General features: G+C 49.8%; 8 protein-coding genes. 3 read left to right on the forward strand and 5 right to left on the reverse strand.

Annotated features, from left to right (window positions below; all coding sequences use genetic code 11):
• Positions 1 to 282: 282 nt before the first annotated feature.
• Complete coding sequence (locus QUA23_RS12240) at positions 283 to 2,718, reverse strand: SdrD B-like domain-containing protein (protein ID WP_333076159.1); 2,436 nt, start codon at positions 2,716 to 2,718, stop codon at positions 283 to 285.
• A gap of 565 nt (positions 2,719 to 3,283) precedes the next feature.
• A complete protein-coding gene (locus tag QUA23_RS12245; protein WP_333076160.1) occupies positions 3,284 to 5,176 on the reverse strand; it encodes an SdrD B-like domain-containing protein in 1,893 nt (630 codons plus the stop codon).
• 264 nt (positions 5,177 to 5,440) lie between these two features.
• Here QUA23_RS12245 and QUA23_RS12250 point away from each other — a divergent pair, with 264 nt between their 5' ends.
• Complete coding sequence (locus QUA23_RS12250; RefSeq protein WP_333076161.1) at positions 5,441 to 6,118, forward strand: peptidoglycan-binding protein; 678 nt, start codon at positions 5,441 to 5,443, stop codon at positions 6,116 to 6,118.
• Between the two features lie 818 nt (positions 6,119 to 6,936).
• Here the strand turns inward: QUA23_RS12250 and QUA23_RS12255 are convergent.
• Positions 6,937 to 8,814, reverse strand: a complete 1,878-nt coding sequence (locus QUA23_RS12255; RefSeq protein ID WP_333076162.1) for a DUF1565 domain-containing protein — start codon at positions 8,812 to 8,814, stop codon at positions 6,937 to 6,939.
• A gap of 222 nt (positions 8,815 to 9,036) precedes the next feature.
• On the opposite strand from QUA23_RS12255, the gene QUA23_RS12260 reads away from it, so the two are divergent.
• Positions 9,037 to 10,119 carry a thiamine phosphate synthase gene (locus tag QUA23_RS12260; protein WP_333076163.1) on the forward strand — a complete coding sequence of 361 codons (1,083 nt, stop codon included), beginning with the start codon at positions 9,037 to 9,039 and terminating at the stop codon, positions 10,117 to 10,119.
• Between the two features lie 100 nt (positions 10,120 to 10,219).
• Positions 10,220 to 10,432, forward strand: a complete 213-nt coding sequence (thiS, locus tag QUA23_RS12265; protein WP_190738130.1) for a sulfur carrier protein ThiS — start codon at positions 10,220 to 10,222, stop codon at positions 10,430 to 10,432.
• Positions 10,433 to 10,733: 301 nt separating this feature from the next.
• Here the strand turns inward: thiS and rpmA are convergent, their stop codons facing one another.
• Together rpmA and rplU are read right to left on the reverse strand one after the other, a co-directional pair.
• A complete protein-coding gene (gene rpmA / locus QUA23_RS12270; RefSeq protein WP_333076164.1) occupies positions 10,734 to 11,033 on the reverse strand; it encodes a 50S ribosomal protein L27 in 300 nt (99 codons plus the stop codon).
• A 27-nt stretch (positions 11,034 to 11,060) separates the two neighbouring features.
• Positions 11,061 to 11,453, reverse strand: a complete 393-nt coding sequence (rplU, locus tag QUA23_RS12275) for a 50S ribosomal protein L21 (RefSeq protein ID WP_333036112.1) — start codon at positions 11,451 to 11,453, stop codon at positions 11,061 to 11,063.
• Positions 11,454 to 11,611: the final 158 nt, after the last annotated feature.

Below are 11,611 nucleotides of genomic sequence, written 5' to 3' on the forward strand. Positions count from 1 at the left end.
CCGCCCCCCAAACCCATGATTGTGGCCGGCGGGTTTATATAAATTGTGAGTTTTCCTCAAAAATTCTCTGTAAAACCCGCCCCTTGGAGCATCGGGATATATTTGTTGTAGAGGCAGGTTTAACGAAAAATATTTCCGGTAATTAAAGAAATCGATAAACCGCCCCGCGAGCCTCTAGTTATTGTCAAAACAGCAAAAAGCACGCCAAAATATGATTTGACGTGCAGTTTAAACAAGCTAGTTGCTAATTGCTGAGTCTAGAACTAGAAACCCAACTTAACATTAAAAGAAGGAAGGCGATTGATCAGCAGTGCCCACCATCAATTTAGAGTCCTTTTTGTTGAGACCGTTGTCTTCTAAAAACCGTAGAACCAGCCCACTCACCTCGCGTTGCAAATCGGCCCCGTTAACCAAGTGGCTAACACCTGCACTCTTAGGAGCGAGCAAGTCATCGACGCTGCTGGCCTTAACCATAGCATCGAGTGAACTGCCGCCCTCGAGCAGAGGATCGGGGATGCTAGAACCAGTTACCACACCCGTGCCGCCAGTCAACGGATCGGTGGTAGCACCAGTTGAGTCTGTTGTCGGTACTGGCGCTGGCACGATCGGCGTTACAAAAGTATTTGGCCCCGGTACCGAGAACGTAACAGGGTTAGGCCCTGTCGGAATGGGGAACGGGTTGGGAACGCCCGGAGCGTTGAAAACTTCCAAGAGCGAGTAGGTGCCCGGAGCTAAATTGGTGAACAGAACCTCGCCCTGAGCATTACTCCTCACCAGAGGCTCGGTAGCAGGATCGTAGCGGCCGTTCCGGTTGAAATCTAAGGTGAACGGGATGCCCTCCAAAGGAGGTTCGCCCTGATCTCGAAGACCGTTGCGGTTGTCGTCCCGGAATTTTTCTCCGAGATAGTTAAAGAACTGACCGTTGCCCACCAAAGCACAAGTAAACGTTTGGTTTGCGCCCAAAACGATGTCCAGTGGTTGAGTAGTTTGGAAAGAATTGGAAGGCACCACTTCCCGGACTCGGTAAATACCGGGGGTCAAATTGCCAAACTCCCAGCGGCCGAACTGATCGCTGACGCTACTTGCTTCTCCGGCATCAAGGGCGTCGTTACCGTTGCTGTCGAGGTAGATTGTGACCCCTGCGATCGGCGTTTCAAAGCCGTCTCGGTAGCCGTTGCCGTTCAAGTCTTGGAATTTGCACCCAGTGATGCGGCTGTTGGGGGTATTGCCAAAGACAACGTTGGCATCTTGAGTGCTGAGGTTGAACTGCACCCGATCCGGAGTAGTAGGACTAAAACCAGCTTGCGGCACTTCCCGAACCACATAATTGCCCGGTTCCAGGTTGGTGAAAGCACCGCGCCCGTTGGCATCAGTTACTAACGACTGTTCCCCTGTGTCGAGGGCGCCGTTGTCGTTGGCATCAAGGTAGACCGTGATGCCGGGAATGCCCACTTCCTGTAGAGTGTTGGCCGGTTCGTAACGACCATTAGCGTTCTGATCGTTGTATTTGAAGACCGTGATGTTGGGGCGCGTATTCCCGACAGCACCGCTACCTGGATTTACCAAAATCGGGGTGAAGAAGACTGCGGGTTCCGGGTTTACGGGGGGGAAGGGGGGAGGAAAGTTCGCCGCAACGACCCGCTGGCCACCTGCAACCGTTGGATCTGCCACTATGAAAGGCAGTGTACCCTGCTGTCGCGATTGGGGTCCGGGGGCTGTGACTTCTACCGGGTTCTGCGTAGTTGCAATTGGCGGCTGGTTCGGTATGAATGTTTCAAAGGTTTCCAATACTGAGTAGCTGCCAGCCTTCAAATCTCTGAAGGTAGCTCTACCATCAGCGCCAGTTAACAGTCGCGGTTCGCCAGCATCTGTCCTGCCGTTCCGGTTCAAATCGAGGATGAACGGGATGCCGGAGAGGGCAACTTCGCCGGAGTCTTGTATGCCGTTGGCGTTGTTGTCCCGGAATTTGAAGATCGGGATTTCGTACAAAGGAGTGTTGCCCACTTGAGCGCAGGCCCAGATTTCGCCCTGGCCAAGGTTAATGTCAAGCAGGGAGATGCTGCCGGGGGGGGTGCTTTGGGGAAAATCTCTTTCTAAAGGTTCAGTGCCCGGCCCGTTGGCTCGCTCTTCCCGAATCCGGTATAGCCCTGCCTGTAAACCGGTGAATCGGTACTCGCCGTTTCTATCAGTTAAGGTACTGGTGTCCCCTGCATCTAGCTGACCGTTGTTGTTGGCATCGATATAGATTCTGACGTTTTCCATCGGGGGTTCACTCCCGTCTCGAAAGCCGTCGTTATCTACGTCGAGGTATTTGCAGCCAATAATCTGACCGTTACCTGTAGCATTACCGAACAACACTGTGGCATTAATGCCCGCGAGGGTAACGACGACTGGGTTGGGAGTTGTCGGGCTGAAATTTGGTGGCGAGATTTCCCTGACAGTATAGGTGCCTGGAAGCAAGCCTGGAAATACGAAGTTTCCGCTGGCGTTTGTCAACGTCGAGGGTTCACCTGGCTCGACAGCGCCGTTGTTATTGGTGTCAATAAAGATTTGGACGTTGGGGAGTCCCGGTTCGCCTGCATCTCGAATGCCGTTGCGGTTCTGGTCGTTGAACTTGGTTCCCTGGATACCCGCAGGAGCGTTGCCAAAATTGATGGTTGGCGGTAACACTACTGGGGGTAATACAGGAGTTACCTGACTAGCATTTCTTTCTGCCATGATTTTCTGTTCCTTCACACCTAAATCTACGTAAGCTACAGGCTACTGTATCACTTTGTCAATCAGCAGTTAGCTGCTGCTAGCGACTGACGATCGCTACTCAATCATACATACGTCTACGTTGCTCGAAGGTTCCTCATCTAACATCAGGCTTACTCCAGCTTGGTCGCACGAGATTATATCAGGTTTTGAATAACGGTGGCAATTTGAGGGCAATATCTTCAAGATTGGCGCCCTGAGTTCTTCTGCCCGTGGACACTTGCTGTTTTGAGCTGGAACAACGTTAAAACTCACTGCACCTCGGTGACTTGAGCGACCATGCCACAAGGGCGATCGCACTTGGGGCATTGTCTGATAATTCCTAAAAACAGGTATGATACTACCTCTGAATCTTGCTCCTCATATACAAGCCAGCTTTGGGCTTCCCGGAACTCTGGCTATGCGTTGGAGGTTGCCAACAATAGGGTATCACGCGATCGCCCTTTAACCTCTTCCTAATTTTTATCTGCGGTTTGGAATTCCGGGCGATCGAGTTTTGTGTCACCCTACATAACGGAGAAATCTCTTACACCCATCCGCACAACTGATCGCTCGCCCCTTTAATTAATTCATTGGTATTGACAAAATTACTAACTCGTGGATTAAGCTCCAGACCGACATTCTGTTGCCCAAAGTTAGGAATATTGCCTAAATTTGCAAAAAATCCATCACTCAAAAATTTACTAATTCGATCACTATCACGACATTGGCTCAAAAGCAAGCTATCTGCCCCCATATTGCCCGCAGGTTCGCTCGCATAGCTGCTGCCATCCGTCAGCGGGTCGCCCTTCAAGGATTTAGTTGACCTACCCTCAGCCTCTCCCGTCACCAAATCGATGCTGCTAGCCCGAATCTCTGCCGAGACAACAACCACCGCAGGCGGAGTTGTTTGAATAAAACCCGGCGGCTGAACTTCGCGGACAACATAACTACCTACCGGAACATTGCGGAAACTGTAATTGCCCTGAAGGTCGCTTAAGGTACTCGCTTCGCCCGGATCTAAACTGCTGTTGTTGTTGAGGTCGATGTAAATTTGAGTGTTGCCGATCGGGGGTTCCCCGGGATCTAGGCGACCGTTGGCGTTAAAATCGTTAAATTTCACACCGCTGATCGTGCCCGTCACCAACACGTTACCAAAGCTCAAATTAGTGGCATTCGTGCCGTTGCCCACGGTGATTGGAGTCGGATTGGGCGTGGTTTGTCGAAAACCGGGCTGCGGGACTTCCCTCACCACATAGGTCCCTTGAGGCAAATTGATAAAAGAGAAATTACCTTCGGGGTTTGTTAAAGTCGCAGGTTCACCCGGATCTAAACTGCCGTTGTTGTTGAAATCAAGGTAAATCGGCCAATTGGCAACTCTCGGTTCCGTCGGTTCGTTGATGCCGTTAGCGTTGAGGTCGTTGAACTTGAAGCCGCTGATGCTGCCGGTAGGAAAATTGTTGCCGAAATTGACGCCGACAGCATTGGTATTGCCGGTTATGTCGATCGGGCCTGGATTTGGCGTAGTCTGTACCCATCCCGGTTGCTGGACTTCCCTCACCAAATATCGGCCGGGAGAAACATTGGCAAAAGTGTAGTTGCCTTGCGGGTTGGTGATGGTGTTGGCTTCGCCCGGATCAAAGCTGCCATTGCCGTTGAAGTCGAGGTAAATTGGCCAGTTGCTCAGAGGCGGATCTGTCGCATCTCTGACGCTGTTGGCATTGAGGTCGTTGAACTTGATCCCGCTGATGCTGCCGACAAAAAAGACATTGCCAAAATTGATGTTGTTGACAGTGGCGTTGGAAGTAACGTTAATGGACCCAGGGTCAGGCGTGGTTTGGAGAAAACCTGGTTGCTGGACTTCTCTCACCAAATATGTATCTGCAGGAATATTGACAAAAGCATAATTGCCTTCAAAATTTGTCAAAGTAACAGGTTCGCCGCCGTCTAGCCTGTTGTTGCGGTTGAGGTCGAGGTAAATTTGCCAGTTAGCTAGCCCTTGTTCCCCGAGATCTCGGCTGCTGTTGTTGTTGATGTCGTTGAATTTTGTGCCTGCGATCGTCCCTGCGTTAAAGTTATTGCCAAAATTGATATTGCCAGCGTTTGTGCCGCTGGTAATTGTGATGGGTGCGGGATTTGGGGTAGTTTGGCGAAAGTTCGGCTGCTGGACTTCCCTAACTTGGTAAGTTCCCGGCGGCAGGTTGGCGAAGATGTAGTTGCCTTGCGGGTTTGTAAGCGTGGAAGGTTCGTTAAATTCTGGCTGGCCGTTGTTGTTGAGGTCGAGGTAGATTTGCCAGTTGGGAATGGGGACTTCTCCGGGATCTGGGCGGCCGTTGGCGTTAAAATCGTTGTATTTGGTGCCGCTGATGCTGCCGACTTGGAAGTTCCCGATGTTGACGTTGCCGATGTCTATTTGGCTGGCGGTTCTGAATTCGGACATGGTGTTGCTGGGGCCCAATGAACGCGGTTCAATGTTTTCTGTAGGGCAATCTAGCAGTTTTTTTGGCAATTGCAGCTATTTCAGGGGATAAATTATTTTTAGGAAAGGGAAGGGGAGAAAAGTTGTGAGTTTTGAGTTAACTGGTTCGCAGGCATAGCCAGGGAATCAGTTAATGCCTTATGCCCAATTCCCAATGCCCAAATTCGCAATTTTTTCCAGATTTGATGTACGATCGCTACCAGTTTTGCAGAGGTCGAATTCCCAATGTCCCAAAACTTGACAGCAAGCTGGAATAAAGCCCGCGAGGTTCCGAGTTTGCTCTTCGGCTGGAGTTTGTGCGGTTTATTGGTAATGGGATCGATCGCCCCTACTCCTGCTGTCGCACAGCTACCTACCTCCGAACAGAGTAACAGCAACAGCCCGATCGCTCAAACAGGTGCGATCGTCCGCCCCACGCTCAAATTGGGCAGCCGTGGCTCAGAAGTGATCGAACTCCAAGCTGCTCTTAAATTATTGGGCTTTTACGCTGACACTGTAGACGGGATTTTTTCACAAAGCACCGCTAGATCTGTGTCTCAGTTCCAAGAAGCAGCAGGCCTGCCTCCCGACGCAATAGTCGGTCAAGATACTTGGAACCGGCTGTTTCCTGCGACTCCGAGTGCCATCGAAAACCCCATCGCTAACGATCCTGTAAATCCCGACAACTCAGAGTTTAACTCCCAAGCGCAGCCAACAAATTTTCCGGTTTTGAGAAGACGAATGCGGGGGGCCGCAGTCAGAGATTTGCAAGAACGGCTGCGGGCCAAGGGATTTTTGCGGGTGAGTGCTGACGGCGTGTTTGGCCCGGAAACTCAAGCTGCTGTCAAGGCGGCTCAGCGACAATATCAACTGCCAGCAGACGGCATTGTCGGCCGCGCAACTTGGGAAGCTCTGCTGCGTTGACAGCCAACGAATAGTGCCGACTATGCACGTTGCGGTATCGGGCGATCGTACAAATTGTTAATAATCGCTTTTGGGAGTATTTCTTCACATCAAAAAGTGTCAAGTTTGGTAAACAAAGTGTTTTTATGCGGGCAGTTGGTGTTAACTTAAAAACATGAGGGGCAAAACCAAGAAGCACAAAAAACTTGGATAAAAAATTTGGAATTAGAGTATTTGTCCCGCTCGGCTCTAGTCCGCAGGCAACGCCTGAACCGTGTAGCTTATTAGCAAAGAAAGGTTGATATTGCGATTCGTATTGGTTAGATAGCTTGAGGCTATTGCATAAATCAAAAGTTGCGATCGCACAACAGTCAAACACAGAAGTCTGAATAGACTCCGCTGATAGCTAGCTCGTCTACAGAGTAGTTGCCAAAAAGTCCACCTTAGTTGTAGTTTGCTGAAACTCAGCAGAGCTAAAAACCCGCTTGAATCAACTTAATTTACAAACTTTTTAGGGTCTGGCATCCGATATGCTAGGCCCTAAAATTTTGATTTTTTTTTGAAGTAGTCAGCAGCCTTTGGCTGTGATATCAAATCCGGTAGCATCAGAATTAATATTACCCACAGCTTTCGAGACAGCGCTGTGGCGTTTATATCATGTCCCTCGTGCAACCGGCAACGATATCATAATATCACTTCCGGTTACATCCGAATAATTTAACCGCAGAGAACGCAGAGAACGCAGAGAGAGATGAGAGACATGAATAATTCCGATGAAGGGCGGAATTAATATCAGTAGTTTTTGACAGTCAACAGTTAACTAATGACTAATGACCATTTCATTTAATCTCCTCAATTCGAGCATTCAAACCGTTAGCGCTGAGCATTTGTAGCAATTCATCAGCTTTTTCGCGTTCCCGAAAAGCACCGGCCTGCATCACCGATCGCCCGCTGGAAAAAGAGCGAAAAGCATCGGGAACGAGGGATTGCATTTTTTGTCGATCGCGCCAACTGTCGGTATCCACCACAACTCGATACCGGAAACCCAAAGCTCTGGCTCGATCGAATGACGGCGAATTATCCTCGGCATCGGGCAAAGAATTCCCCCCTAAAGGTGCAGGTACATAGCCACCCCTTCCGATAGGAATGTTGCGGGCCGGAACGGGCAATCTACCCTCGGAAGAAACCGAGCTCGAACTATCAAAATTGGGAGGAATCATTGGTTGCTGTACCGAACTTTCCGAAATTGATCGAAAATTCGGATCGGGCACGGGAATTGCGATCGCCCCTGGGACCACCGCTGAAGCAGCGGCATTCCTGGGAGAAAGTTCTTGCTGCAAATCAGCGCTTGGCTGTACGGGTCGAGTTTGCACTGGTCGCCTGGAAACTGGCGCAGGCGGGGGAAGTGGCGCTCTTTCTACTCTGGGGCTTAGCCGCCCGGGAGTGTAAGCCGGGAGAGAAGTGTCTGGGCCACCGATGCTGGGAGGTCGATCGATCGTTAGCTGCAAAGCACTTCTCCCCATTGGCGGCGGCGTAAAAGTTCCCGCCACATCAACCGAGCCCGTCGTCCGGCTGCTCAACAATTGATTGCCGTAAGCTGGGATTACTTGACCTTTTGCCGCATTGTTGACATCATACTGACCGTTGTTGCGAATGACATTACCCCCCGGTTCGGCGGCAGTTCCCAAATCCGGCAGAGAACTCGCGATCGCCACAATTCCGTCCCGGCGATTACTCTCGATATAATTGTTACGCAGCACAGGTCTAGCATTAGCTTGCACAACCACGCCATCTTTATTGCGAGTAATTTTGTTACCGATTAGCAGAGGCGAAGCGTTCTGCGCTACATTCACCCCAAATCCCGTGTTTTCAAACACATTATCTCGAACTTCCGGCTGGGAACTGCCAAAAATCGTAATGCCGTTAGCTCCATTTTTCGAGAAAACATTCCCGCCAATCGTCGGCCTGGAAGTACCGACTACCGAAATTCCGTCGTGAGTGCTGCCAGAAAAAGTATTGTTGACAACCGTTGGAGAACTTGATTCGATCCACAAAGCGTAACCGCGATAGTTGGTATTCGTCACCGTCACCCCGCTGAGTCCCGCCCCATCTGCGCCTAAAATCGCAATATTTTGACCCGCCGAAGTCGGACTGATAAAGTATCCTCCGCCTTTGATGACAATATTCTGACCGCGAGTGTTGGGATTTCCCTGAACTGTCACGCTGGGCCTGAGCATTAATGGAAATTTTTCCCCGGTTTGCTCGCTGTAAGTACCGGGCGCTAGCAAAATCGCTGTTTTGGGCGGGGCCACGCTTAAGGCGTAGGTAAGGGTTTTAAACGGAGCTCGATCGCTGCCGTTGCCCCCCGTGTCGCTGCCGCCCGTCGAGCTGACGTACAGTATGTTAATCTCGCTCTCCAGGGTCTGAGAAAGTAGCTGCACTCCCGGTACCCCGGCAGCGATAACTGACGGTTGGGGGTTGCAAAGGGCGGTCATCGCAAAAACGAGCAGAAGGCAAGAACTCAAACAAGATTTTTGCGATCGCTTTTCTTTGCACTCGCTATATTGAGAATTTAGGAGCATAAATAAACCCCACTGATTTGCGATCCGAGTTCCGCTTCCCGAGTTCGGTGTCGGGTTTTCGCGATCGCACTTTGATTTCACCCGCCTGCTGGGGTTTTTTTCTGTTAATCTTTTGTGTTGTTCTGCTAACCTCACGGCTCTCCTCCGAAGTGTGGTATGCAGTTTAACGATTCCACTCTCATCAAGTTTGATCTATTATGCTTTGTTTTCATCAAATTCAATAAAACTTAAAAAATTATTGTCGAATTTACATCGGTATATGCCAAAATTAAGCCGCCTGCTTTGCCACAATCTTGACGGCGTGGGAGAACATAGCGGGTTGATTGGTAAGATTAATTATAATTAGGGTGGTTCTGAATGACCGACAAACAAAACAGAACTTTACCGGCACAGCCAGCCCTCTGCCGGATTTTAGATGCAAATTTAGATCGATCGCGCGAAGGGTTGAGAATTATTGAAGAATGGTGCAGGTTTGGTCTCAACAACGCCGATTTAGCTGGCGAGTGCAAGCAACTGCGTCAAGAATTGGCTGCTTGGCACGTCGCAGAACTTCGCAGTGCTAGGGATACACCTGCAGATCCGGGTACGGAGTTGACTCACCCGCAGGAAGAGCAGCGTTCGAGCATTCAGCAGCTACTGGAGGCGAATTTCTGTAGGGTGGAAGAAGCTCTGCGGGTACTCGAAGAGTATGGCAAAATTTACGATCCGAATATGGGTGCGGCTTTTAAGCAGATGCGCTATCGGGTTTATACTCTCGAAAGCAATTTGCTGGCTTACCGGCGCTACCAGCAGTTACTTCGATCGCAGTTATACCTTGTAACTTCGCCGAGAGACAACTTGATGGGAGTCGTGGAAGCTGCTTTGCAAGGCGGACTGACTTTGGTGCAGTACCGCGACAAAAACTCAGACGACGGCGCAAAGTTGGCTAATGCGCGCCAGCTTTGCGAACTTTGTCACCGCTACGATGCTTTGCTGATTGTGAACGATCGCGTGGATTTGGCGATTGCAGCGGATGCCGACGGCGTACACTTAGGGCAGGGAGATTGGCCTGTGGCGGAAGCGCGCAAGTTGCTCGGCCCCGGACGCATCATCGGTCGTTCTACTACGAATGGCGAGGAAATGCAGCGAGCTATTGAAGAGGGAGCCGACTACATTGGAGTTGGGCCGGTTTACCACACTCCTACTAAACCTGATAAACAGGCGGCGGGTTTGGACTATGTGCGGTATGCTGCTGATAAGTCGCCGATTCCGTGGTTTGCGATCGGCGGAATTGATATCAACAACCTCGATGAAGTATTGAATGCCGGAGCTCAAAGGGTTGCCGCAGTACGCGCGATTATGGAAGCAGAACAGCCTACTTTAGTCACGCAGTTTTTCATCTCGCAGTTGATTCGGATGCAGAATCTGAAAGCTCAGAAAGCTTTGCACGGAAAAAGCTAGGTTGATTGGGGATTTGTAGGGCGGGTTTAGCACAGGAAATCTGTGCATCAAATATAATAATTTTGTTACAAAACCCGCCCTGAAAACTGATATTTTACTGATGATAAATCAAATTGCGCTGCAAGTTAACGGAGAAACCCGCAATTGTGCGATCGACACACCGTTACCAGAATTACTAAAACAATTGGGATTAAACCCGCGCTTGGTGGCTGTGGAGTACAACGGGGAAATTCTGCACAAACAATTTTGGGAAACTACACAGATGCAAGAGGGCGACATCTTAGAAGTTGTCACAATTGTCGGAGGAGGCTAGCCACAAATGGGTGATAAATTAAGCCTTAAATTTTCACCAATTGGCCGAACCTAGGAATGTCGCTTGCCGTCAAGTCTAGATCCCCCTAAATCCGCCTTAAGAAGGGGGACTTGGAGAAGAATCTTGTCTCCCTAAATCCCGTTAATTAACAGGGACTTTGAGAGAAATCTTGCCCTAAATCCCCGTTAATTAACAGGGACTTTGAGAAAAATCTTGTCCCCCCCTTATTAAGGGGGGCTAGGGGGGATCTAGACTTTGAGACAAACAAAAGAGACTTAAAGAACGCCGCAAAATATGGCAATTAAACAGCGACAGCTTCAGCCACGGGCTCAGCCACAGGTGCTGCTACAACAGGATAAATGCTGACTTTCTTGCGAGTTTTGCCTTTTCTTTCAAAAGTCACCACGCCATCAACCAAAGCAAACAAAGTGTCATCTCTGCCGATACCAACATTGTTACCGGGGTGAACTTTAGTGCCGCGTTGGCGGATCAAAATGTTGCCAGCTTTGACAACTTGACCGCCGTACTTTTTGACACCCAGACGCTGAGAATTAGAGTCGCGTCCGTTACGTGTACTGCCTGTACCTTTCTTGTGGGCCATAATATCCTCAACTGTATTTACTATGTTTTATTCTGAATCAGTTTCGGCGGTTTGGGGAGTTTCGACAACTGCTTGAGTTAAGTCTCTGGCGGCTAAGACTGTACCGTTGACGCTAATCGAGTCAATCATAAAGCGAGTTGTTTCTTGACGGTGCCCTTTTTTCTTCCGAGTTTTCTTTTTCGGCTTCATCTTGTAGACGAGGACTTTGCGGCCCCGGAAATGCCGTAGAACCGTTCCTTCTACAGTGGCATTTTCTAGTAGAGGCTGGCCGATATGAACCTCGCCTTCGTGCTGGATCAGAAATACTTTGTCTATGGTGACTTTGGATTCAGCTTCAACGTGAAGCAGTTCGATGTCGTAGAAGCGGCCTGGTTCTACTCGAAATTGTTTGCCGCCGGTTTCAATGATTGCGTAAGTCATGGGATGGTGGTTGAAATTGCCGTACAGGTAGCTGATGAGTCATTGGTCATTGGTCGTTGTGGACTTTTGACTGCTGACGGCTCTCCAGCTTTTGGAATGTCTTAACCTGATCCGAGCCGGATTTAGACAGACAATCTACCATTATTGCGGATTGTTGT

Origin of the sequence: Microcoleus sp. Pol1C5 (assembly GCF_036701115.1) — a bacterium.
GTDB lineage: Bacteria > Cyanobacteriota > Cyanobacteriia > Cyanobacteriales > Microcoleaceae > Microcoleus.

What these genes read in the sequence shown, in the direction of transcription:
- QUA23_RS12250 (WP_333076161.1), top strand. Translation starts at nt 5,441, where the DNA reads ATGTCCCAAAACTTGACAGCAAGCTGGAATAAAGCCCGCGAGGTTCCG.
- thiS (WP_190738130.1), top strand. Translation starts at nt 10,220, where the DNA reads ATGATAAATCAAATTGCGCTGCAAGTTAACGGAGAAACCCGCAATTGT.
- QUA23_RS12245 (WP_333076160.1), bottom strand. Translation starts at nt 5,176, where the DNA reads ATGTCCGAATTCAGAACCGCCAGCCAAATAGACATCGGCAACGTCAAC.
- QUA23_RS12260 (WP_333076163.1), top strand. Translation starts at nt 9,037, where the DNA reads ATGACCGACAAACAAAACAGAACTTTACCGGCACAGCCAGCCCTCTGC.
- rplU (WP_333036112.1), bottom strand. Translation starts at nt 11,453, where the DNA reads ATGACTTACGCAATCATTGAAACCGGCGGCAAACAATTTCGAGTAGAA.
- rpmA (WP_333076164.1), bottom strand. Translation starts at nt 11,033, where the DNA reads ATGGCCCACAAGAAAGGTACAGGCAGTACACGTAACGGACGCGACTCT.
- QUA23_RS12240 (WP_333076159.1), bottom strand. Translation starts at nt 2,718, where the DNA reads ATGGCAGAAAGAAATGCTAGTCAGGTAACTCCTGTATTACCCCCAGTA.